This window comes from Paenibacillus sp. J22P277 (genome assembly GCF_059383675.1).
The window spans coordinates 325,824-347,834 of the sequence record NZ_JBXENS010000005.1; the positions used below are offsets into that span (position 1 = coordinate 325,824).

General features: G+C 56.0%; 22 protein-coding genes and 1 pseudogene. 18 read left to right on the forward strand and 5 right to left on the reverse strand.

The annotated features are described in order from the left end of the window. The first annotated feature begins 52 nt into the window (after positions 1-52). From AC50YL_RS18600 to AC50YL_RS18620, 5 genes and pseudogenes are all read left to right on the forward strand, one after another. The gene (locus tag AC50YL_RS18600) at positions 53-1,033 is read left to right on the forward strand and encodes an N-acetylglucosamine kinase (protein WP_494833777.1); all 981 of its coding nucleotides are present in this window, start codon (positions 53-55) and stop codon (positions 1,031-1,033) included. Positions 1,034-1,306: 273 nt separating this feature from the next. Then, positions 1,307-2,539, forward strand: coding sequence for an MFS transporter (locus AC50YL_RS18605; RefSeq protein WP_494833778.1), 1,233 nt, complete (start codon positions 1,307-1,309; stop codon positions 2,537-2,539). A 595-nt stretch (positions 2,540-3,134) separates the two neighbouring features. Next, positions 3,135-3,818 (forward strand): Type 1 glutamine amidotransferase-like domain-containing protein, encoded by a 684-nt coding sequence (locus AC50YL_RS18610; protein WP_494833779.1) that lies wholly within the window; start codon positions 3,135-3,137, stop codon positions 3,816-3,818. Between the two features lie 129 nt (positions 3,819-3,947). Next, positions 3,948-4,161 (forward strand): annotated as a pseudogene (locus AC50YL_RS18615) (peptidase M20); the annotation flags it as partial. Positions 4,162-4,186: 25 nt separating this feature from the next. Further along, positions 4,187-5,212 carry a Gfo/Idh/MocA family protein gene (locus AC50YL_RS18620; protein ID WP_494833781.1) on the forward strand — a complete coding sequence of 342 codons (1,026 nt, stop codon included), beginning with the start codon at positions 4,187-4,189 and terminating at the stop codon, positions 5,210-5,212. A gap of 165 nt (positions 5,213-5,377) precedes the next feature. On the opposite strand, the gene AC50YL_RS18625 is transcribed toward AC50YL_RS18620, so the two are convergent. Continuing rightward, the gene (locus AC50YL_RS18625) at positions 5,378-5,935 is read right to left on the reverse strand and encodes a TetR/AcrR family transcriptional regulator (RefSeq protein ID WP_494833782.1); all 558 of its coding nucleotides are present in this window, start codon (positions 5,933-5,935) and stop codon (positions 5,378-5,380) included. 426 nt (positions 5,936-6,361) lie between these two features. On the opposite strand from AC50YL_RS18625, the gene AC50YL_RS18630 reads away from it, so the two are divergent. Together AC50YL_RS18630 and AC50YL_RS18635 are read left to right on the forward strand one after the other, a co-directional pair. Further along, positions 6,362-7,369, forward strand: coding sequence for an oxidoreductase (locus AC50YL_RS18630; protein ID WP_494834446.1), 1,008 nt, complete (start codon positions 6,362-6,364; stop codon positions 7,367-7,369). A 64-nt stretch (positions 7,370-7,433) separates the two neighbouring features. Further along, a complete protein-coding gene (locus AC50YL_RS18635; protein WP_494833783.1) occupies positions 7,434-7,907 on the forward strand; it encodes a cupin domain-containing protein in 474 nt (157 codons plus the stop codon). Positions 7,908-8,103: 196 nt separating this feature from the next. On the opposite strand, the gene AC50YL_RS18640 is transcribed toward AC50YL_RS18635, so the two are convergent. Beyond that, positions 8,104-8,664: a GbsR/MarR family transcriptional regulator gene (locus AC50YL_RS18640; RefSeq protein ID WP_494833784.1), complete on the reverse strand. Its 561-nt coding sequence runs from the start codon at positions 8,662-8,664 to the stop codon at positions 8,104-8,106. Positions 8,665-8,848: 184 nt separating this feature from the next. On the opposite strand from AC50YL_RS18640, the gene AC50YL_RS18645 reads away from it, so the two are divergent. The 7 genes from AC50YL_RS18645 to AC50YL_RS18675 all read left to right on the forward strand — a co-directional run bounded on the left by AC50YL_RS18645 (position 8,849) and on the right by AC50YL_RS18675 (position 15,947). Continuing rightward, positions 8,849-9,727: a carbohydrate ABC transporter permease gene (locus AC50YL_RS18645; protein WP_494833785.1), complete on the forward strand. Its 879-nt coding sequence runs from the start codon at positions 8,849-8,851 to the stop codon at positions 9,725-9,727. 33 nt (positions 9,728-9,760) lie between these two features. Beyond that, complete coding sequence (locus AC50YL_RS18650; protein ID WP_494833786.1) at positions 9,761-10,603, forward strand: carbohydrate ABC transporter permease; 843 nt, start codon at positions 9,761-9,763, stop codon at positions 10,601-10,603. A gap of 38 nt (positions 10,604-10,641) precedes the next feature. Further along, positions 10,642-12,042, forward strand: a complete 1,401-nt coding sequence (locus AC50YL_RS18655) for an ABC transporter substrate-binding protein (RefSeq protein WP_494833787.1) — start codon at positions 10,642-10,644, stop codon at positions 12,040-12,042. A gap of 15 nt (positions 12,043-12,057) precedes the next feature. Further along, the gene (locus AC50YL_RS18660; RefSeq protein ID WP_494833788.1) at positions 12,058-12,840 is read left to right on the forward strand and encodes an HAD family hydrolase; all 783 of its coding nucleotides are present in this window, start codon (positions 12,058-12,060) and stop codon (positions 12,838-12,840) included. A gap of 14 nt (positions 12,841-12,854) precedes the next feature. Further along, positions 12,855-13,178, forward strand: a complete 324-nt coding sequence (locus AC50YL_RS18665; protein ID WP_201755652.1) for a DMT family transporter — start codon at positions 12,855-12,857, stop codon at positions 13,176-13,178. A 19-nt stretch (positions 13,179-13,197) separates the two neighbouring features. After that, positions 13,198-14,094: a metallophosphoesterase family protein gene (locus AC50YL_RS18670; protein WP_494833790.1), complete on the forward strand. Its 897-nt coding sequence runs from the start codon at positions 13,198-13,200 to the stop codon at positions 14,092-14,094. 335 nt (positions 14,095-14,429) lie between these two features. Next, positions 14,430-15,947 (forward strand): malate:quinone oxidoreductase, encoded by a 1,518-nt coding sequence (locus AC50YL_RS18675; protein ID WP_494833791.1) that lies wholly within the window; start codon positions 14,430-14,432, stop codon positions 15,945-15,947. A gap of 81 nt (positions 15,948-16,028) precedes the next feature. Here the strand turns inward: AC50YL_RS18675 and AC50YL_RS18680 are convergent, their stop codons facing one another. Beyond that, positions 16,029-16,934, reverse strand: coding sequence for an AraC family transcriptional regulator (locus tag AC50YL_RS18680; protein ID WP_494833793.1), 906 nt, complete (start codon positions 16,932-16,934; stop codon positions 16,029-16,031). Between the two features lie 192 nt (positions 16,935-17,126). Between AC50YL_RS18680 and AC50YL_RS18685 the strand changes: the two genes are divergently transcribed. Continuing rightward, complete coding sequence (locus AC50YL_RS18685; RefSeq protein ID WP_494833795.1) at positions 17,127-18,092, forward strand: quinone oxidoreductase family protein; 966 nt, start codon at positions 17,127-17,129, stop codon at positions 18,090-18,092. Positions 18,093-18,391: 299 nt separating this feature from the next. Here AC50YL_RS18685 and AC50YL_RS18690 read toward each other — a convergent pair whose 3' ends face one another. Then, the gene (locus tag AC50YL_RS18690; RefSeq protein ID WP_494833796.1) at positions 18,392-19,042 is read right to left on the reverse strand and encodes a nitroreductase family protein; all 651 of its coding nucleotides are present in this window, start codon (positions 19,040-19,042) and stop codon (positions 18,392-18,394) included. A gap of 176 nt (positions 19,043-19,218) precedes the next feature. Here AC50YL_RS18690 and AC50YL_RS18695 point away from each other — a divergent pair, with 176 nt between their 5' ends. The 3 genes from AC50YL_RS18695 (at position 19,219) to AC50YL_RS18705 (ending at position 21,013) form a co-directional block, all read left to right on the forward strand. After that, positions 19,219-19,584, forward strand: a complete 366-nt coding sequence (locus tag AC50YL_RS18695; protein WP_494833798.1) for a winged helix-turn-helix transcriptional regulator — start codon at positions 19,219-19,221, stop codon at positions 19,582-19,584. A 207-nt stretch (positions 19,585-19,791) separates the two neighbouring features. Continuing rightward, entirely contained in the window at positions 19,792-20,331 is a 540-nt protein-coding gene (locus tag AC50YL_RS18700) for a sigma-70 family RNA polymerase sigma factor (protein ID WP_494833799.1), read from the forward strand. Positions 20,332-20,335: 4 nt separating this feature from the next. After that, positions 20,336-21,013, forward strand: a complete 678-nt coding sequence (locus AC50YL_RS18705) for a DUF4367 domain-containing protein (protein WP_494833801.1) — start codon at positions 20,336-20,338, stop codon at positions 21,011-21,013. Positions 21,014-21,079: 66 nt separating this feature from the next. On the opposite strand, the gene AC50YL_RS18710 is transcribed toward AC50YL_RS18705, so the two are convergent. Next, positions 21,080-21,958 carry a hypothetical protein gene (locus tag AC50YL_RS18710; RefSeq protein WP_494833803.1) on the reverse strand — a complete coding sequence of 293 codons (879 nt, stop codon included), beginning with the start codon at positions 21,956-21,958 and terminating at the stop codon, positions 21,080-21,082. Between the last annotated feature and the right edge of the window lie 53 nt (positions 21,959-22,011).

Below are 22,011 nucleotides of genomic sequence, written 5' to 3' on the forward strand. Positions count from 1 at the left end.
GGAAACCAAGCAAGCGGGCAGCACGAAGTCTAGGATGAAGGAGACGGGGCATATGGCTTATATCATGGGCGTGGACGGAGGCAACAGCAAGACGTTCGCGGTGATCGCGGACGAAGAGGGTCGGCTGCTCGGGCGCGGGTTGGCGGGCTGCGGGAATCATCAGGTTCCGGGTATCGATGCGGCGATCGCCAATATTCGGAAGTCCGCCATGATGGCGCTCGAGCAGGCCGGATTGAACGAAGCGGATATCGATTACGTGCAGTACGGGTTAGCGGGCGCCGACCGGGAGAAGGATTTTCGGATTCTTCGTCCGGGCTTGGCGGGGCTGCCTTTCTCGGAATGGGACGTCGTATGCGATACGTACGAGGGATTGCGCGCGGGGACGCCCGATAACGTCGGCGTCGTGCTGATCTGCGGAAGCGGGACGAACGCGGCGGGTCGGAACCGGGATGGGTTGACGGTACAGACCGGCGGCTTCGGTCATCTGTTCGGCGACCGGACAGGAGGCGGCGATATGGCCAAGGAAACCTTCAGCCACGCGGTCCGGTCCTGGGATTTGCGGGAAGCGCCGTCGATTCTGCCGGATAAAGTGGCGAAGCATCTGGGGTTCGCCGACATGGGACAGGCCTTCGACCATTTCCTCGATCAGGATATCCAAGAGGTTCCCGGCGACTTGACGCTCGTCCTCCACGAAGCGGGGGACGAGGGCGACGAGCTGGCCATCCGGCTGCTCCGGCGGGCGGGCGAGGAGCTGGGCCGCGGCGCGAATTCGGTCATTCGCCGTCTGGGCGGCTTCCCGGGCGACGCGATTCGCATCGTGACGGTCGGCAGCGTCGTGCAGGAAGGCCGGAACCCGCATCTGCTGGCTGCCATGCGCGAGAAGATCGCGGAAGAGAACGCGCGCTTCGAATTCATCATCCCGAAAATGGCGCCCGTCTACGGTTCCGTCTTATTGGCCATGGATCGGCTGGGAATCCCGGCGACGGATACGATGCTCCGACGCTTCGAAGCGTACGGCGGCTATCAAGCCTAGCATCGCGTACGGTACGCGCGACCTCAACATGAAGGAACAATGAATCTCCCGGAGCTGCGGATTTCGTCTGCAGCTTCTCTTTTTTTGATCTCGGAGCCGTGAAGGAAACCGGGCCTTCGACAGAGAAAGAGTGAGGAATGACGGGCAGAGGAAAGAGCCGCGCAGCTCCTGTTGATCGGATGCGCGGTTCCGAACCGGCACGAGACCGCCTTGCGGCGGCAGCGAAAGCCGGCCAATACAAGTTCGTCAGCAGGAAAGGATGGAGCAACGTTCATGTCTTCTTCTTCATTGTCCGCCAAACATTCGCTGGGCTTCATTAAAACGTTCAACTTCTTTATCTACGGGGCGATCGCGATTTACAGCACGTTTTTCCCGCTGTATCTGAAGGAAACCGGCATGTCCAGCTTCACGATCGGCCTGCTGCTCGCCGGCGGTCCGTTCATCTCGCTGCTGGCCAACCCCTTCTGGGGCTATTGGAGCGACCGGCTCGAGAATGCCAGGCGGGTGCTGCTGATCCTGCTGATCGGCAATGCGGCGGTCATGCAAATCGTCTTCTCGGTTCAGGCGGGCTATCTGATTTTCACGTTCATGCTGCTCTATTTTTTCTTCCAAACCCCGTTGTTCTCGCAAAGCAACAGCCTCATCTTGGACGTGGCCGAGAAGACGGGGAAGAAATTCGGCGCATTTCGGTTGTGGGGGTCGCTCGGTTGGGCGGTCATGGCGGTAGCCACGGGACCGGTGATCGAGCATCTGGCCATTCGCCGGCTGTGGATCGTGTACGGCTTGATGATGCTCGTCTCCATCGCCTTGGCCTTGCGGCTGCCGAGCGGAGGCGCGGCGAATAACCGGAAGGGCGCTCCGACCGGCTACGGTCAGATCTGGGCCAACAAGCCGTTCATCCTGTTTCTCGTCATCGGCGTTCTTATCTCGATCCCCAACTCGATGAACAATACGTTCGTATCCATCTATATCTCCGATCTGGGGGGCAAGAACGCGCTCATCGGCTGGTCCGCTTTTCTCTCTTCGATCTTCGAGATTCCGGTCTACCTGCTGTTCGACCGGTATCTGCGGAAAAGCCAGCGCACGATGATCCTATGCCTGGCGGTTGTTAGCCTGCTATACGCGCTGCGCTGGTTTCTCATGTCGGTCGCGGTAACCCCGTATCAGATCATCTTCATACAAGCAATGCATTGTCTCACGTTCGCGGGCTATTATTATGTCGGAACGCAATTGACCGTCTTGCTCGTTCCGAAGGAATTCCGGGCTTCGGGTCAGGCGGTGTACGCGCTGAGCTGGGGAGGGGTGTCCGGGATCGCGGCAGGCATTACCGGCGGTTGGATCTTCCAGCATTTCGGCGCGCATGCGATGTACCGGATCAGCGCCGCAACGTCGCTGCTCGGCGTGGCGGGCTTTGCGCTCCTGTTCGTCTCGATTTGGCGAAGCGCGCGCAAGAACCGGAACGAGCTGGACTATGGCGGCCAAAAGCGCGAAGAAGCGCATCTGTGACGAACGCGGGATTTAGGGGTGAAGTAATGAAGAAGCTCCGGGGAGTCAGTTGGTAACCGCAGCAATTATCTGCGCTGCCATACTAATTTATGATTACTTCACAGTTTCAAAGAAGGAAGCAAGACAAATCGCTGAACGATATGCACGTGGCTCATCATCGATAAGCGTTCCGGATCAATCCATAAAATTACGCAGCCATGAAAAAGTAAAATATCCGGTGGAGGGACAGACTTCTTGCACGAAGATATTTGTAAATAAGGTTACGCAACATTAATTCATCCGATGATGAGTACTTACAGACCTACAAGGACTATTTAAATGACAAGGACGTGGTGGATGAAGCCTTATATGAGCATTGGATGGACAAACTTCCGCCACTTGCGAATGGCGACAGGGTCCCCTGCGACAACTTAACGGCCGGTTTGCGTGCTTTCAATACCTAGGACTTTATTCTCGTCTATGGTGGCATGAGAAAATAAAGGAATAGACTGAAATAGCGAGCAGGATAGTTCACTCCTTTTATCGAACACCTTGGCATTGGGGGAAAGTCTAGCGGAATACACGACAGACGCACACAACGATAAGGAGTGAGGTTATGAAATTATTGCTCACATCTGCAGGCGTTAATAACAAAAGCATACACGACGCGCTAGTTGGCATGCTGGACAAGCCGATCGCCGACTGCAACGCCCTGTGCATCCCCACCGCGATGTACGGACACCCCTGGGTCGGCCCCGGCGTCAAAGCCTGGCAGTTCATCAGCGGGATTTCCGAGAATCCCATGGCCAAGAATCCCATGGTCGACCTGGGCTGGAAGTCCGTCGGCGTGCTGGAGCTTACGGCGCTGCCAAGCATCGACAAAGACCGCTGGGTGCCGCTGGTCCGGGAGACGGACGTCCTGCTGGTGTCGGGCGGGGACGCTCTCTACCTATGCCACTGGATGCGGCAGTCCGGACTTGCGGACCTCTTGCCGTCGCTGCAGGCAGTTTATGTGGGAATGAGCGCCGGGAGCATGGTGATGGCACCTAATATCGGGGAATTCTTCGTTGGCTGGACTCCGCCCGCCGGTGGCGATGAAACGCTGAGTTTGGTAGATTTTGCGATATTTCCGCATCTGGATCACGAGATGCTGCCTGGAAACACCATGGCTGCTGCAAAGAGATGGGCCGCCGGGATGCAAGGGCCGACGTATGCGATTGACGATCAGACCGCCATCAAAGTGATCGACGGAGCAGCCGAAGTCGTTTCCGAAGGGAAATGGAAACATTTTTCGCCCTGATGTACCTCGCTTGAGCTAAACGGATACGTTAGCGCAAGAAGACCGTACAGCAGCTGGTTACATCGATCGGCTGCTTTTTTTATTGAAGTAACGGGCAGATTTGCACAACAGCGCTGAATGATAATCCCGTACGAAGACGTTTACGGCACGCGCGCGCTGTTCACGGCAGACGGAGGATCGTTTCCGATCGTCGAAGCCTTCTCCCGCGAACTGGCGGCTCCTGTCGTGATGATGGGCTTATGGTCTTCCGGACGAGAATCGGCATGCGCCGAACGAACATTTTCATCTGTACAATTTCGACAAGGGGCTTCTGACGATCGTATCGTTCCTGAAGCGATTATAGGCATCATCCAATTGGAGGAGAGCTGATGAGGAAGCTGCGTTGGGGTATTATGGGGTGCGCTCAAATTGCCGCGAAGGCGTTTATTCCGTCCGTTCGGTCTTCGGACATCCATGAGATCGCCGCTGTTGCAAGTCGCGATGAAACAAGAGCGCGGACGTTTGCAGACACGTATGGCATACCGGACGCTTACGGCAGCTACATGGAGTTGCTTGCCGATCCAAACATCGATGCGGTGTACATACCTCTGCCGAATCACATGCACCTGGAATGGACGATTCATGCCGCCCGGGCAGGCAAGCATGTGCTGGTCGAGAAGCCGATGGCGGTGTCGGCGCGAGATGCGTTACGGATGGTCGAGGCTTGCGAGCAGTTCGGCGTTCATCTTCAGGAGAACGTCATGTACCGCTATCACCCGCGCTACGACCGGGTCAAGGAAATTGTCCGTTCCGGCGAGATTGGTACGGTTAGGGCCATTCACGGTGTCTTTACGTCGGACCGATCCGCTATGGAGGGCGATATCCGATTCCGTCAGGAGATGGGTGGCGGCAGCATGTACGACATCGGCTGCTATTTGCTTAGCGCCGCCCGTTACGTGCTGGAGCAGGAACCGGCGGCTGCAACGATGCAGGCGTTATTTTCGCCGGAACATGACGGCGTTGATATGATGACCTCCGGTCTCGTCGAATTTCCTGGCGACGTGGCATTTACGTTTCAGTGCGGCTTGTGGGCGGACTTCGCCAATACGCTGGAAATCCGGGGCACGCATGGCACAATCCGGCTGCCGTCGGCATTCTCGCTTCGCGCTGATCTGAGCCCGGACATTCAGGTTGCCGTGCGCGGCGAGATGCGGATAGAACCGTTCGAGCGCAGCAACCAGCAGTTGTTACTGTTAAACAGTTTCGCGAAGGCGGTGCTGCACGGAGAGACGGAAACGGTCAGCCCTTGGGACGGCGTGCGGACGATTCAAGTCATCGAGGCATGCCTTGCTTCCGCGCGTGAAAAGAGACGGGTGGTCATCGAGCCTTTTGAAGACGGCGTCAGGGCGGATTGAACTTTCGCGGTACCGTTTGCTTTTCTTACGAATGCTCGCTTATTCGCTGGATTTCACCCCGAAACAGAATTATTCCATGAAACAAAGGCTTCCAGATCTCTGGAAGCCTTTGTTTCATTTAAATAGGTGCCTTCGGTTTTTCCGATAGCAGAACGAACCATTCCTCTAAGAGGCAAGAACAATTCGGAGCATGTCTTCAAGCATTTGGCGAAGCTCCGTCGAGTTTTTGGCGACGATTTTGAACCCGCGCGATGCGCTTGTTAAAAGATGTGCCAACTTCTCCGGAGGGAGGCTGTTCGGGTTGTCGGCGAATTGCGATCTCGTTTTTAAAATCGAGGTCAGAACGACTTCGAGTTTTTTGTAGCTTGCATCGAGTGCCTCTTGAGCAAACGATAAAGAGCTGTCGGTCATTTCTTTTACTTCCGGCGAACGCAACGATTGATCGAAATGGCGTATTGACCACACTTCGAACGCATATAAAATCTTGTCTTCAGGCGTATTTTTGGAAGAAAGTCCTTCCATTATTTCCGCGATGAGAGTGTCGCCGTGGTGAAGAATCGTTGCGTTAAAAACTTCCTCCTTGTTCTTGAAGTACAAATAGAGACCCGCGCGCGAAATACCGGCGGCTTCCGCTATTTCATTCATTGACACTCGCTTATAGCCATATTTGAAGTACACGTTCAACGCAACGGATAGAATATGAAGCTTTTTTTTGTCGTCCATGGATACATTATTATACACTTTACAAACTTTGTCCAGTCGTATAGTATACACACATAGACAAAATACGTTTATTGTCTAAATTAACATCAAGGGAGACCTGTTATGATGACTACAATTTAAGAACGCCCAATAAAACAGGCCACGCTGCGGGAAGCAAGACGCTGCCGCATCCATTTGGCGCGTAGTGAGTCAGTCGTTAGAGGGGAAGGCGGCGTTCACTGTGAGAATACGACGTCGCAGTTATTGTTCCTGCGGATAAAAAACTTATGCATGCCTGACGTACGTGAATGGGCCATCGATCAAACAGCGGCTGGAACACTTTGCACTGTCAGCATGGAATCAATTTCGGGACGCGCTAAATAAACATTGAATCGGTTATATAAAAATTCATCTCTTTCATTCCAACATCTAAAGGAGATCTTTTTCATGACAACTAAGCAATCATCTATCGGTTCCGGCTTCGGAGCTTCCACAACAGCCGAAGACGTCATCAAGGGTATCGACCTGTCCGGCAAAATTGCCATCGTCACTGGCGGTTATTCCGGACTTGGTCTCGAGACCGTGCGCGTGCTGCGTTCTGCCGGAGCCAAAGTCATCGTTCCGACGCGTGATCTCAACAAAGCGGAGACGGCGCTTGCAGACATCGAAGGCATCGAAATCGAAGCAATGGACTTGCTGGATCCTGCCTCGATCGATGCCTTCGCAGAGAAGTTTCTTGCCTCCGGCAGACCGCTTCACATCCTGGTAAATAGCGCAGGTATAATGGCATCCCCCCTGAGACGCGATTCGCGCGGATATGAATCGCAATTCGCGACGAACCATCTGGGCCATTTCCAGCTTGCGGCGCGCCTTTGGCCCGCGCTGCGCATGGCAAACGGCGCACGGGTCGTCTCCGTTTCGTCCTGGGGGCATCACTTTTCTCCAGTCGTGTTTGACGATCCCAATTTCGAAAAACGCGAATATGATCGTTGGGCGGCATACGGTCAGTCGAAGACGGCCAACGTTCTCTTCGCCGTCGCACTCGACAAACGCGGCCAGGCCGACGGCGTGCGTGCCTTTTCCCTTCATCCGGGCAGCATCGTAGGAACCGGTCTCGAAAAACATCTTTCGAACGAAGAGCTGCTAGCGGCGGGCGTCATCGACGAGAACGGACAGCCGGTCCTCGATCCGACGAAAAATCTCAAGACGATAGGGCAAGGGGCTGCTACAAGCGTATGGTGCGCGACGAGCACGCAGCTTGACAATATGGGCGGCGTGTACTGCGAGAACTGCGATATCGGGCCTCTAGGGCAGGACGCCGAGTCCGGATTTGAATTGGACAACAATAACACATTAACGGACTCTGGCGTCATGCCATACGCGGTCGATCCCGAAGCGGCCGATCGACTTTGGAGCCTTAGCGAACAGCTGCTAGGCTTAACGTTTGCAATCTAAAAGAACGAATGAGGCCGAAATAAAGAATTATAAATAGAATGGATAGAATAAGGAGAATGTAAAGATGGAAGAGACAAATAAATCCCTGACCAGAGCAGCCGTTACTTACGCCAAGGATCTCGAATGGTTCGACACGATGCCGGGCGAACAAATGGCCATTCGTATCCACAGCAATCAAGTCGGAGGGGCGATAACCGTCATCGAAGCGCGCGTACCGGCTTTGATCGGTCCTCCGAAGCATATTCATAAGGAACGGGAGGAGGTATTCGAGATTCTTGAAGGAACGTTCCGGTTCCAATGCGGAGAGGAAGAATTCGAAGCTGCTCCCGGAACGAGTGTCGTGGTTCCTCGCGGCGTACCTCACGCATGGGCTAACGTCGGATCCGAAACGGGACGTATCCTTTTCACTTTCGCGCCAGGCGGCATCGACGATTTCTTTCCGGAAATCGGCCGAAATTCACTCGAGGAAATCGGACGACTGGCCGAGCAGAACGACACGCTGATAATTGGGCCGCCGTTGCTTCAGCAATCCAGGTAACATTTGGAGCCAGAGAGCTTCGCTTCATTAAAACAATAAAAGAAAAACGGGACAGTGCAGCACTGAATCGATGTGCTTCCCGTACGATAGAAACGGCCCCCGTCTTGTTAACAAGACGGGGGCCGTTTGGCGTGCGACGAACCCTCGATCATTCGTTCCTATTTTACCGCAACGTTCAAGACTTGGCTAAAGGCCCTTAGCGGGGCTCTTGGCGCCCGTCGAAGTACGCGCCCGACTCCAGGTCGTTCACGAATTGCTGGAGCCACTCGTAGTAGCTGAGCGCATGCTTCAGCTTGTGCAGATCCTCCAGGCACAGCTTGCGTTCTTCCTCCGACGTATTGAGCGCCAGAATCGTCTCCGACAGAGGGGGGATGACATCCTCGATCGCCTGCCGCATGACGTCGATCTCCCGCTGCAGTTTCGTCGTAAAGAAGGATTGGAACGCTTTGAAGAAGTTGGTCTCCGCGACGTAAAGATCTTTGCGCGCATCCTTTTCCTTCAGCTTGGCTATCATTTTCGATTCGGTCAGCGAACGGACGGCATAGCTCATGTTGCTTTTGCTCATGTTCATGTCCGTCTGCATCTCGTCCAAGGTCATGGGCCGATCCTCGAAAAACATAATGCCGTACAGCTGTCCGAAGCTGTAGTTGACCCCGTACAGGTCCATCGTCTGGGCGATCGCGTCGATTACTTTGGCTCGAAGCTGCTCGCGGTGCGAGGAAGGCTCTTTCATTCTACCGGATGTTTCTTTCTTCATCGTAACGCCTCCAGCTGTGGCTCTCTATCGACAATTTTACACAAATTACAAGTAATTTTCACGTAGACATAACCTTTCTCTCTCTTTCCTATCGTACAATAATTTTTGAATCGAGACAAATAAAGAGATTAATAACCCGTAAAACCAGTATTGTTAAAATTTTATTGAACGTTGGGAGGTTAATATGAGAAAAAATAATTTTGCCGAAGAAGGAAAGGCCCTATTGTTCACGCTGCCGGCCATGATTCCGCTCGCCTTGTTCTGGTTCTTCCCGCTCGGATACGTCATCTACTTAAGCTTTATGGAATGGGATTTCATGAGCCCGGACAAGTTGTTCGTGGGGCTGGACAACTACAGCGCATTGTTCGGAGATCCGGCTTTCTTGCAGTCGCTTCGCGTATCCGTGCTGTTCTGTCTCGGAAGCGTCCTGCCGATTATCGCGATCGGACTTGGGCTAGCCTTGCTGCTGACGAGCAAGATCAAGGGCGGTGCCGTCTATCGGACGTTGATTTTCTCGCCCTGGGTCACGCCGACGGTCGCGGTATCGATCGTATGGTCCTGGATTTACGAACCGGAGGTCGGGTTGGCCAACAGCGTCTTGAAAATGTTCGGGAGCAGCGGCATCCGGTGGCTGGAGGATCCGAATTGGGCGCTCGTCGGCATCCTGCTCGTGACGATCTGGAAATCGGCCGGCTGGGCGATGATCTTCTACCTGGTCGCGATCCGCAACGTGCCGAACGATCTGAAGGAAGCCGCGGAGTTGGACGGCGCGGGCGCCTGGCGCAAGTTTCTGAACGTGACGCTGCCGCTCATCTCGCCCACGACGTTCTTCCTGATCATCGTGCAGATGGTGCAGGCGCTGCAAGCCTACGATCAGATCAACGTCTTGACGCAAGGCGGGCCGGCAGGCTCCACGCGCACGCTGCTTTATCTCTATTATCAGTCGGCGTTCACGTCCTTTCAGATCGGACAAGCTTCTGCCGTCGCGATCACGCTGGTCGTCGGCTGCGTGCTGCTCTCGCTCGCTTCCGGCCTTGTCGGAAGAAGAGCCGTTCACTATTAATAATCCGCGTCTCGCAGGAAAGGAGATACTCGTATGACGGCTTGGAGAAAACTAGGCGGGTCCGCGCATTACGCGATTGTCGTCGCGCTGGCCGTGCTCATGGCGTTTCCGTTCTATTGGATGGTCACGAGCGCATTGAAAACGAACGACGAAATTTGGCAATTTCCGCCGACGTTATGGCCGCATGATCCACTGTGGCATAACTTCGCGGATGCATGGGTCGCCGCGCCGTTCGCGCGTTATATGCTGAACAGCATCTTCGTCGCCGCCGCGATCGTCGTGGTTCAGGTGATCAATTCCGGGATGATGGCCTACGCGCTCACGCATATGAAATTCCGCTTGAAGGGCGTATTCACCTCTTTGATTCTGATCGGGTACATGATTCCGGCGACCGCGGTGTATTTGCCAGGTTACATCATCTTGGGAAAGCTGCATTTGCTCGATACGTACGGCGGTTTGATTCTCTCGAACTGCGTCAGCATCTTCTCGATCTTCCTGATCAGGCAGGCGTTCTTGCAGGTGTCCCACGAGATGATCGAGGCCGGCCAGATCGACGGGGCTTCGCATTTTCGGATTCTGTGGACGATCTTGATTCCGCTGACCCGCGCTTCCTTCGCCGTATTGGCGTTGATCACCTTTATCGAGCAGTACAACAACTACTTCTGGCCGATGCTCATCACCAAGGATCCGAACCTTCAGCTCGTCTCGGCCGGGCTCCGCAGCTTCTTCGTGGAAGGAGGTGCATACGGATTGAAATGGCCGCTGATCATGGCCGCCAGCGCGTTCACGATTGCGCCATTGCTCGTGATCTTCGTCTTGACGCAGAAAACGATCATTCAAAGCGTCAATCTATCTGCAGGAGCCAGCAAAGGGTAAGGGTAGTACAACAGACAAAATAGTGGAGGGAACTAATCATGTCTACGATGAAAATGACTACGGCAGGTCTTTTATTAACGTCTTTCCTGGTATTGACGGCTTGCGGCACGACCAGCAATAACAACTCCGGCGCTTCCGGATCCGATTCCAACGCGCCGGCGAATACGGCTAACGCCAATGCCAACACCAATGCCAATGCCGACGCAGCACCTGCCGAGAGCGAGCCGGAGACGCCGAAGGAGCCCGTGACGATCGAGTTCTGGTACGGACTCGGCGGCAAGCTGGGCGAGAACATGCAGACGTTGATCGATAAATTCAATGCCTCCCAATCGGACGTCGTCGTGAAGCCGGTCGTGCAGGCCGACTACAGCGAGACCGAGAAGAAGCTGCAAGCCGCGATCGCGACGGGCCAGGTGCCGGCCGCCGTATTGTCCTCGAACGTCGACTGGGCGAGAAAAGGCTATTACGCGCCGATGGACGATCTGATCGCCGCGCAGCCGGATTTCAATAAAGACGATGTCGTCCCGACCTTCCTGGAGCAGGGCCAAGTCGACGGCAAGCAGTTCTTCCTGCCGATGTACGGCACGACGCAAGTGATGTACTATAGCAAGGAAGCGTTCGAGAAGAGCGGCATCAAACCCGAAGATATGACCACGTGGGAAGCGCTGGCGGCGGCGGCCGAGAAGATGACGGTCAAGAGCGGCGGCAAAACGACGTTCTACGGCTGGGAGCCGATGTGGAACCAAGATAATCTGATTGACGCCGCATACAGCAAGGGCGGCAAGATCATCAGCGACGACGGCAAAACGGTCATGATCGATTCGCCGGAATGGATCTCCACGTGGGAATTTTTCCGCAAAGCGATCTTTGACGACCAAACGATGCGCATTCACTCCGGCGGCCAAGGCTGGGAGTACTGGTACAAGACGATCGACGATGTGATGAAAGGCATGGCCGCAGGCTACACCGGTTCGAGCGGCGACCAAGGCGATCTGGATTTCACGAAGCTGGCCGCGATGGAACAACCGGGCTGGGAAGGCGCAGGCGCCGGCAAACCGGTCGCGCAAGCGATTCTCGCCGGTATCCCGGCAAAAGCAAGCCCGGAACAGCAGCAAGCGGCGCTGCAATGGTTCGAGTTCTTCATGAAAGCCGAGAACACGGCCTTCTGGTCGATGAACACGGGCTATATCGCGGTTCGCCAATCGGCGCTGGAAGATCCGGCTTTCGTCGAGTACAGCAAAGCGAATCCGCAAAGCACGATTCCGCTCAAACAAGCGGCGCATGCATCCAAGCCGTTCCAGGATCCGACCGGCGGCAAAATTACCGATGCGCTCAAGATCGCCGCGGACAAGCTGGAGATCAGCAACGAACCGGCCGAGAAAGTGTTGAAGGAAGCGAAAGAAGCCGCGCAGCGCGAACTGGATAAATTGAACAAATAAAAGGAGGACGCGCGCATGCCGCAATTACGTGCAGCGGGCGCAGACGTTCCGATTCAAGCGATCTTGTTCGATAAAGACGGCACCTTGCTCGACTTTATCCACACGTGGGGGAACTGGAGCGAGCAGCTGCTCGCCCGGTTCTCCCGTCAGCTTGAGGCGAGGAAGCTGCCGCCGGTAACGGTCGATTTGCAAGCGCTGTGGGGAACCCGCCACGCGGACGACGGCGAGATCGTCGGCTATGACCGCAACGGTCCGCTCGCGATGGGGACGATCGAGGATTTGCTGACGGTGCTGGCTTGGCAGGGCTACCGGTCGGGCTTGTCTTGGGCCGATGCGAAAGTGCTTGCCGGTGAGTGCAGGGCTTATGCGGACGAACAACTGGCCATCTCCCGAACGGTCAAGCCGATCGCCGGGGTCGTATCGTTCTTGGAGCGCTGCCAGGCGAGCGGACTGACGCTGGGCGTCGTCACGGCGGACGAGACGGAGACGGCGCTTCGCCATTTGCATTGGCTTGGCATCGGGCACTATTTTGCCGTGTGCGTCGGAGCCGATCAAGTGGAGCGCAGCAAGCCGTACCCGGATCTGGTCGAGCTGGCCTGCCGGAGGCTGTCGCTGCCGAGCGCGCAAGTCGCGGTCATCGGGGATACGAACGGAGACATGGTCATGGCAAGGTCGGCGGGAACGGCGCTGGCCGTGGGAATCGCGGATCCGGAGCATTCCGGCACGTCTATGCTGCCGGACGCGGACGCGATCATCTCGAACTACTGCGAGCTTGAACTTAGGGAAGGCGAGATATGAAAGGTGAGAACAGCATGGGTTGGCTATTGCTGAGCTGCGCGATCGTGCTGGAGCTGTCCGGCACCGTATCCATGAAGCTCTCGGAAAGCTTTACCCGCGGCGTGCCTTCCGTCCTGATGTTCCTTTTCTACGGAGCCAGCTTCACCTTGCTGAATTACGCGCTCGGGTACTTGGGCGTCAGCACGGTGTATGCGGTATGGTCGGGCGTGGGGATCGTCTTGATTACGATCGCCGGTTATTTCTTTTTCGGAGAAAAGCTGTCGATGTCCTCCTTGCTATGGATCGGCGTCATCATTGTCGGGGTCATCGGCTTGAATATAAGCAATGAAGGACATTAGCGGGGAGGCGAATGCAGAGATGGGCAATTCAGGCAGCGCGGAGCAAGCGGAAGCCGCGTCCATGGCGCTTCCGTTATTGCGGTTTCAGGTCATCGCGGACACGCATGTCAGATCGGAAGCGGAGCATCCCTACAACCGCCGCTTGGCGCGCGCGCTTCAGGATATCGCCGAGACGGCGCCGGACAGCAGCGGCATCATGCATGCCGGGGATATGACCGATCACGGATTCCCGGACGAATACGCCCGGTTCCGGAGCATCTGGGAAGCGCATCGGGATCGTCTCCCGGCGCTGCTGCTGACGATGGGCAACCATGACGTCGGCCTGGGCGAGCGGGAGTCCCGAATCGCGAACTTCTTGGCGGCTTCGGGAATGTCCGCGCCGTATCACGATCATTGGATCGGCGGGGTCCATTTTATCTTCCTCGGCACCGAGGAGAATCTGGAGCTCTATTGCTCGCTGTCCCCCGAGCAGCTGGCTTGGCTGGACGCGAAACTGGAAGAAGGCCGCGATTCCGCGGTTCCCGCGTTCGTGTTTCTGCATCAACCGCTGCTGGATACGGTAGCCGGCTCCTACGCCGAGCAGCGATGGCACGGCGTCGTTCAGGACGAAGAGCTGAAGGCGATACTTGCCAAGCATCGGAACGGCGCGATCTTATTCACCGGGCACACGCATTGGGAGATGGAAGCCGCGCATAACCGTTTCGATGGCGGCCCTGCATGGCCTCCGATGTTCAATGCGGCTTCGGTCGCGTATTTATGGACGGACGAGAACGAGCGCAGAGAAGGGAGCCAGGGCTATTACGTCGAGGTGTATCGGGATCGCGTCGTCGTAAGAGGCAGGGATTTCGAGCGAAACGCTTGGATCGAGGCGGCCCGCTATGAATTGAAGTACCCGTTGGAGTTTCCAATGGCATAAGCGATATATTCAGGGCTCCCGCATGCGGGAGCCTTTTTTATTTCCAGCGGGCGGATCAGCGATGCCGTCTCGGCCGGCAAAGCGGGGCAAAACCCAACCCCGTTGCGTGTTTCCAGCCTATTGTGGATGGAGTTATCACTTTTCACGAGCTTCTAAATAGCATATAATTATTAGAGATTAGTAAATCTTTTCGAGGAACTTTTGTCTTTCATCGCGACGATCGGGTTAGGGTTGAACCAGAAAAGATGCGGCCGGGCCATTGTTCGGCCGGGCAGGGTGCTTTAGCAGGGCGCCGGCATCCTTTCTGCAAATTTCAAGGTATAAGGACGGTAAACATGAGCAACATACATTCTAAAACTGACGTGATCTTAATCGGTGCCGGCATCATGAGCGCGACGCTCGGAACGCTGTTGAAGGAATTGGTGCCGGAATGGAAAATCTCCGTGTTCGAGAAGCTTGAAAATGCCGGGGAAGAAAGCTCCAACGAATGGAACAACGCGGGTACGGGGCATGCGGCATTGTGCGAGCTCAATTACACGACCGAGAAATCGGACGGATCCATAGATATCAGCAAAGCGATCAAAATCAACGAACAGTTCCAGCTGTCCATGCAGTTCTGGTCCTATCTCGTGAACGGCAAGCTGATTCGCGACCCGCAGGATTTCATCATGCCGCTGCCGCATATGAGCATGGTGCTCGGGGACAAGAACGTGGCGTTTCTGAAGAAGCGGTTTGAAGCGATGACGGCGAATCCGTTGTTTCAAGGCATGGAATTTTCCGATGATCCCAAGAAACTGATGGAGTGGATCCCGCTGATTCTCCAGGATCGTCCGGCGAACGAACCGATTGCGGCCACGAAGATCGACACCGGAACGGATGTCAACTTCGGGGCTTTGACGCGCATACTATTCGACCACTTGAAGCGCAAAGGGGTCGAAATCAACTATAAGCACAGCGTCGACAACATGAAACGCGCCGCCGACGGCTCGTGGGAATTGAAGATCCGTAACGACAAGGGCATCGTCGAGCGCCATGCGGCCAAGTTCGTGTTCATCGGCGGCGGGGGCGGCAGCCTGCATTTATTGCAAAAATCCGGCATTCCCGAAGGCAGGCATATCGGCGGATTCCCGGTCAGCGGCATCTTCATGGTGTGCAACAATCCGGAGGTCGTCGCGCAGCATCACGCGAAGGTGTACGGCAAAGCCAAGGTCGGCGCGCCGCCGATGTCCGTGCCGCATCTGGACACGCGCTTCATCGACAATAAAAAATCGCTGCTCTTCGGACCGTTTGCCGGCTTCTCGCCGAAATTTTTGAAAACCGGCTCCGTGTTCGACCTGGTTACCTCCGTCAAACCGAACAACCTCGTCACGATGCTGTCGGCAGGGGCGAAGAACATGGCCTTGACCAAATACCTGATCGAGCAAGTGATGCTGTCGAAAGAAAAACGGATGGAAGAGCTGCGGGAGTTCATCCCGAACGCCAAGACCGCGGATTGGGATCTGGTCGTAGCCGGCCAGCGCGTGCAGGTAATCAAGGATACCGCGGACGGCAAAGGCACGCTTCAATTCGGCACGGAAGTCATCACCGCTGCGGACGGTTCCATCGCGGCGCTGCTGGGCGCTTCGCCGGGCGCATCCACCGCCGTTCACGTCATGCTGGAAGTCATTCAGAAATGCTTCCCGCAGCAGATGAAGGCGTGGGAACCGAAAATCAAAGAAATGATTCCGTCGTACGGCGTCTCCCTGAAGGACAACGAAGCGCTGCTGCATGAAATTCATGCCTCGACGGCAAGCGCGCTCGGCCTGAGCGACAACGAGCCGCAGTCGGCATCGCGCCGATCCGTATCGGTGTAAAGCAACGTCAGCCTTCCTAATCAACATTCGAAAGTTACAGCCATCATGCAAGCAAGGATTCGCAATCGCGAATCCTTTTTTTTATTTCGCGATGCCGGCGCGGACATCCCGCAGCGGCGATAGCCCGAAGAGGCGCTTGTACTCCCGGATGAACTGCGTCGCGCTTTCGTAGCCGACTTGCGAGGCCGTTCGGGTTACATCGGAATTGCCGCCCATGAGCAGCCGTTTCGCCTCTTGGAGCCGGATCCGTTTCTGGTATTGAAGCGGCGTCATCGCCGTGACGGCTTTGAACTTGCGATGCAGGTTGGATACGCTCATGTTGCCCAAGTCGGCTAACTGACGGATCGTAAACGCGCTGTCGTAATGGGCGGTGATCCACTGAATCACGTGCTGGATCCCGGCCGCTTCCTGATGAAGCAGCATCCTACTGTAGAAAACGTCGCCGCCCGCGCCGGTCAATAAACGAAAAAGCAGCTCGCGCTTCAAAGAGGGAGCAAGGAAAGCGATCGCGCGGGAATCGGCCGAGATCCGCAGCAGCCGTTCGATCGCCTCGAGCGCTTCGACGTTCATCTCGCCGACGAATGCGCCCGCGCCCAAGGATTTGCCCGCATGGACGCCGACCTTCGCCTCCAAGGCGACCGACGTGACTTCTTCGGCGGTCAGGCTGATCTGCAGGGCCACGTACGGATGTTCCGCCGACGCCTGCAGCACCGTGCCTTTGAGCGGCATGTGAATGCTCGAGGCCAGGTAGTTCCCCGCGCCGTACTCGATGCTATCCTGCCCAACCTGCAGCAATTTCTTCCCTTGAATGACCGCGCAGAACGAAGGGCCGAGCACGCCTTGCGCGACGGGGATCGGTTTGATTTCCTTCAGCACCGTCAAAAACGGAATTTCCGTCCGGCAGGTACCTTCGATGAACGAATAACGAGTCGCAAGCTCCAACAAGCGGCTCAAATAATACGGCGCATCCGTGGCGCGGTTCCCCACCCTGACACTTCCTTTCGGTTCGGCAAGTCCCACATTCGTAGTCTTAGGCTATATTTAAGCACAATCGGACTATTTTTGCATCCGCGCATCAGCGAAAATAAAGAAGTAAGCAAGACGATAAACGCCAAGCAAGCCAATGAACGAGACTCGTTCCCAGTCTTAACCCCAGACCCGCCACAAGGAGGCAACAACATGAAAGCCATGGTTGTGACACAATACGGAAGCCCTGACGTCTTCGCCGAAACCGAACTGCCGGATCCGCATCCGGGCCCGGGGCAGGTCAGCATCGACGTGACCCATTCCGCCGTCGGATTGATCGACGTCTTCGTGCGCCGCGGCACGATTCCCGTCTTCGCGCCGCCGTTCGTTCCGGGCTTGGAGGTGGCCGGCACGATTCGCGAGATCGGCGAAGGGGTGACCGGCTTTCGGGTCGGCGAGCCCGTCGTGACGTTGTCCTTGATGAGCGTGGGCGGATACGCGTCCATAACGGTTGCCGATGCGGCGCTGACGATCTCGCTGGACGGTTTCGACATCGACCCCGCGCTTGCCGTATCGGCGCTTCCGAATGCCGTGACCGCGTATTTGTCGCTCACCCGGGTAGCGCGCATGCAGCACGGCGAGCGCGTGTTGATCCATGGCGCGATCGGAGGGCTGGCCGCCGCTTATCCGGCCGTCGCGCGCTCGCTCGGCGCGTCCCGCATCGTCGGAACCGTCAGAACGGTTTCCAAGTTGGAGGCGGCACGCCGGTTGGACTATGACGAGGTCGTGCTGGCCGAGGAGCTCGCCGCCTCGATCGGCGACGAACGTTTCTCGCTCGTCGTCGATCCGGTCGGCGGGGACATGTTGGCCGCGAGCTTGGAGCTGATGGAGCCGCTCGGCCGCGCGCTGCTCGTCGGCAACGCAAGCGAGCAAGCCGTGAACATCGCGAGCACTACGCTGTGGTTGAACAATATCGGGGTTCAGGGCTTCAATGTGGGCGGATACCTGAGCGCCAATCCGGCCGCCGGCCGCCCGGCTGCGGAAGCCGTGCTGCGGTTGGTGGAGGCAGGCATGATCGACGTTCCTTTGACCCGGCTTCCGCTGGGGCAAGCAACCGAGGCGCATCGCCTTCTTGAAGCCAAAGACATCGTCGGCCGGATCGTCCTTCAGCAAGCATAAGCCAGCTCCGGCTGCAGCTTCGCATGTTCCGCAAAACGGCGTTAGCTGCAGCGCAGGCCGCTGACCCTACGCCAACGGGCTGTCGTGATCGGCAGCCTGGGAAGCGGGAGGGCGGAGCACAGAAAATCGATTCGTGACAAGAACATACGTATAAAGTCGTCCAATCGCATCTGCCAATAAAGCAGAAGACCGGACCTAGGAACCGAAACAGCGACAGCCAAGGACGCGAAAATTAAGTCCTAGACTATCGCTGTTGCTTTTGTTAATACTGATCCATCCTCGCCGGAGGCTGCGTTCTATTAGAGCTTCCCATTCCAATAGGTCACTTCGTCTACTTCTAACCTCACCGAGGCGTATCCCGGTTTCTTTGCTTTGCCGATCGCAATCATCAGCACGTTCACGAGATTTTCCGGAATATCGAATTCTTTGCGAAACGCTTCGACATCATATCCGATCATAGGTACGGTATCGTAACCTCTTGCTTTTGCGGCCAGCATAAACTGCATGGCTGCCAGACCGCTGTCGATCATGAGCCATTCCCGTTTTGCTTGTTCATTGGCATGTCCCGAAAAATCGTCCATGCTGTCATTGATTTTTTCCTTGGCTTCTTCTGTCATATAACCTGCGTCGACGGCTTTTTGATTGATGCGATCCGAATTTTCCACGGAGTAAGCATTCAGATCGCCTAACAAAGCAACGACGGCAGGTGCCTCAAGTACTTGTCGTTGTCCTGAAGCGATTTTGTGCAGCCTTTCTTTAAGGACGGGATCCGTGAATACCATAAATCGCCAGGTATTTAGATTGTGCGCGTTCGGAGCAAGGATAGCTTCGCCGATAAGTTCTTTGATTTCCTCATCCGGAACCTGAACCGAAGTGTCGTAATTCCGAACGGATCGACGATCATGAATGACATCATAAAAATTAGCGTTTCGATTATTCTTCTTTTCCATTGGTTTCCCCTGCCTCCGTCTTCGTGTTGTTATTAGGCTCCTATAGTTCACTGCCGCTTGGCTAAACTAAATGGCTAACAGGGTTTAGTATGGTATAGTACAACTACATTGAAAAGTACCCACTTTTTCGTGAGATACGCACGAAAAAGTAACATTTGCATGGCAAGGAGATCAAAGTGAAAAAAATATATAACAATCAAGTTGAAGTCGTGTTGGATCTGATCGGGGGGAAGTGGAAGTCGCATATTATTTTTCATCTGGGAAGCGGTCCCGCAAGAACGGGCGAATTAATACGTTTGGTTACGGGAGTAACGCAGAAGATGCTGATCGAGCAATTAAAAGAGCTTGAACAAGATGGTCTAATTTCCAGAAAATCGTACAATCAAGTACCGCCGAAGGTTGAATATTCCCTTACGAATTACGGTTCTTCATTGAAAGATATTTTAAAGGTCGTTTGCGATTGGGGAGATGACTACGTGAAGGACAGATACCCCGACGGCGAAGTGACAATTAGGGCCAAAGAGCAGGAAACTCGCCATTAAAAAAACGGCACCGGTTCTTGATGTGGTTAACGTCCTTCTATACAACGATAAAGCGGCGGCCGATCCTCTGATCGGCTGCCGCTATGCGTATTCAGCCGCATCCGTATAAAGGGAGTAAGCCTTGCATAAGGATTAGGCCGATTTTTCTTCGCGACATGCAGCGGACCGCGCGCGAAGGGCGTCTAATAGGGTGGAGGTGGTGATCCTGTGAAGCCGGCCGGCTCGAAAACAAAAGCGCATTTCCCGCAAGACCCCGCGCAAGCGCTCGAACAGCTGATGGACAGCTTCGGCGCGATCGTCATGCGCACCGCTTATTTCTATACCGGCGATCGGCATCTTGCCGAGGATATCAGCCAGGACGTATTTCTGCGCGTATTTCGAAAATGGACCTCGTTCCGGGGGGAAAGCTCCGTGAAGACCTGGCTGACGACGATCACGGTCAACGTCTGCCGGGATAAGATGGGCGTTCGGATGTTCGCCGAACAGCCGACCGACCCTGGCCGAATGGAGCAGGGCCGAACGATCGGCGTCGAGGAGGAGGCGCTTCGGCGGCTGGAGAAGAGCGAACTGCTGCAGCATGTGCTGCGCCTGCCCTTGCCGTACCAAGAAGCATTGTATCTGTATTATTATCTGGACCTGAGCACGCGGGAGATCGCGGAGGCGGTATCGTCGCCCGAAGGAACCGTGCGCAACAGACTGCACCGGGCGCGCGAAGCGCTGGCCCGGGAGATGAAGAAGGAGGAATAGACGGATGTCGGACATGGATGCCATCTTGCGTCAACAGCTTCGGGAAGAGGCGGATGAGCTGCTGTTCTCCGAAATGGAATTAAGCGATCGGGTCAAGCGGAATATTCGGCTGCAAGCGGCCGCGGAGAAGGCGGGCCGCCGGTTCGCCGTCCCGAGAATGCGGGTCCTGGGAACGGCGGCGCTGGCTGTCGCGGTCATGATCGTCGCCGGATTTTTGCTGCTTCAGCGGCCGGCCGGCCCGGGCTCCGTGAACGGAGGCTTGCCGCCGGCAAACGGAGGCGCCGCCGGTTCGGAGCTGTCGCAGTTGATCTCGACCACGCTGAGCTCCGTGGAGGAAGCGAAAGCAGCCTTCGGAGCGGGCTTGAACGTGCCGACCGTGCTGCCGGAAGGCTACGCGCTGTCGGAGATCGTATCAGCGGGGATGAAAAGCGAACCGGTAAGGGACGTGGTCTTCACGTACGTCTCGGGCGAGCAGACGATGACGTTCCTGGTCAGCCGCATGCCCGCCGCATTCCCGATGGAGATGTTCACGCCGACGAAAGTAGGCGGCGAAGACGGCTATGTATTCGCGCAGCCTACGCTAACGGAGTTATATTGGACGGCGGGCGGCGTCCAATACGGCATCACGGGTCCGATCTCGGCCGACGAAGCGATGAAGGTCGCCGAATCGGTGAAACCGTAGGCACGCTTGCATATACTGTCAAGGACCGATACAGGCAGCCGACGCGATTCGGCTGCCTGTTCCGCGTTACGGGCCGCTGCATCCGGCAGGAGAACCCGCGTATTCGAACGCGCTCCGCGCCGGTTCGCCAACCGGCAAGAATACCGCGACTCTGGGGTACATGCCGCTGCCGGCGGAGAGGAAGATTTGCTTGGTGCGGATCGGTACGAATTCGCCGGCGCTTGCCGTGCGGGCCAATAAGATTTTGGCGGGAGGATCGCCCGTTTCCGGATGCTTCGGCTCCATATTCCAATACTTGGCAGCGTCGACGTAACCGTGGAATTTCCGAACCAGCTCCTGGTACCAGGCGTCATGCCGGGATAGCAGGTGGTTTCGCTTGAACGCCCGTATACCGGCTATGGCATGCGATTCCCATTGCGCGAAGGATGCCGCGTCGAAGGTGGAGCGCGAGCGGACGGGCAGTTCGGCATCGAAGTGAAAGTCGAAGAGAGTAAAGCGGCTGTCTTGAACGTAATCGCGGGAGATACCGAACAATCGGCGGAAAGGCGCATTAACCGCCTGGATATCCAGGGTTTGGGTTATTAGCATGGCCGGATGGGTTACGTTTTCCATCAGCCGATGCGCCTGCTCCAGCGCAAGTTCGAGGCTGCGCCCGGTCGTCAAGGAAAGAATCGGGAGGTATCCGGCGGCGGCGAGCAGATCGTTTCGCTCATCGGAGTTGCATTCGAGGTAGTCGGCGATCCGAAGCATCGTATGGCGGTCCGGCAGTCTTAGCGAACGTCCGACAAGCAAATTTTTATACGTCGGGCAGGCCTCGTCGTTCAATTCCTGCTGCGTGAACCGTTTTAGCGACGGATGGGAGCGGTCGGCATATCGGCGTTGACGTTTCATGCGGAGCGCCTCGATTTCTCCCAATGCGCTTCTCAGCGATTGCACTTTATGCACGGCATTCTCCTCCTCTTGTTGGATTAGGTGTAGTTTTACGCTTGGGCCAAATG

Coding starts and splice junctions, on each gene's coding strand:
- AC50YL_RS18600 (WP_494833777.1), top strand. CDS start 53: ATGGCTTATATCATGGGCGTGGACGGAGGCAACAGCAAGACGTTCGCG.
- AC50YL_RS18605 (WP_494833778.1), top strand. CDS start 1,307: ATGTCTTCTTCTTCATTGTCCGCCAAACATTCGCTGGGCTTCATTAAA.
- AC50YL_RS18610 (WP_494833779.1), top strand. CDS start 3,135: ATGAAATTATTGCTCACATCTGCAGGCGTTAATAACAAAAGCATACAC.
- AC50YL_RS18620 (WP_494833781.1), top strand. CDS start 4,187: ATGAGGAAGCTGCGTTGGGGTATTATGGGGTGCGCTCAAATTGCCGCG.
- AC50YL_RS18625 (WP_494833782.1), bottom strand. CDS start 5,935: ATGGACGACAAAAAAAAGCTTCATATTCTATCCGTTGCGTTGAACGTG.
- AC50YL_RS18630 (WP_494834446.1), top strand. CDS start 6,362: ATGACAACTAAGCAATCATCTATCGGTTCCGGCTTCGGAGCTTCCACA.
- AC50YL_RS18635 (WP_494833783.1), top strand. CDS start 7,434: ATGGAAGAGACAAATAAATCCCTGACCAGAGCAGCCGTTACTTACGCC.
- AC50YL_RS18640 (WP_494833784.1), bottom strand. CDS start 8,664: ATGAAGAAAGAAACATCCGGTAGAATGAAAGAGCCTTCCTCGCACCGC.
- AC50YL_RS18645 (WP_494833785.1), top strand. CDS start 8,849: ATGAGAAAAAATAATTTTGCCGAAGAAGGAAAGGCCCTATTGTTCACG.
- AC50YL_RS18650 (WP_494833786.1), top strand. CDS start 9,761: ATGACGGCTTGGAGAAAACTAGGCGGGTCCGCGCATTACGCGATTGTC.
- AC50YL_RS18655 (WP_494833787.1), top strand. CDS start 10,642: ATGTCTACGATGAAAATGACTACGGCAGGTCTTTTATTAACGTCTTTC.
- AC50YL_RS18660 (WP_494833788.1), top strand. CDS start 12,058: ATGCCGCAATTACGTGCAGCGGGCGCAGACGTTCCGATTCAAGCGATC.
- AC50YL_RS18665 (WP_201755652.1), top strand. CDS start 12,855: ATGGGTTGGCTATTGCTGAGCTGCGCGATCGTGCTGGAGCTGTCCGGC.
- AC50YL_RS18670 (WP_494833790.1), top strand. CDS start 13,198: ATGGGCAATTCAGGCAGCGCGGAGCAAGCGGAAGCCGCGTCCATGGCG.
- AC50YL_RS18675 (WP_494833791.1), top strand. CDS start 14,430: ATGAGCAACATACATTCTAAAACTGACGTGATCTTAATCGGTGCCGGC.
- AC50YL_RS18685 (WP_494833795.1), top strand. CDS start 17,127: ATGAAAGCCATGGTTGTGACACAATACGGAAGCCCTGACGTCTTCGCC.
- AC50YL_RS18690 (WP_494833796.1), bottom strand. CDS start 19,042: ATGGAAAAGAAGAATAATCGAAACGCTAATTTTTATGATGTCATTCAT.
- AC50YL_RS18705 (WP_494833801.1), top strand. CDS start 20,336: ATGTCGGACATGGATGCCATCTTGCGTCAACAGCTTCGGGAAGAGGCG.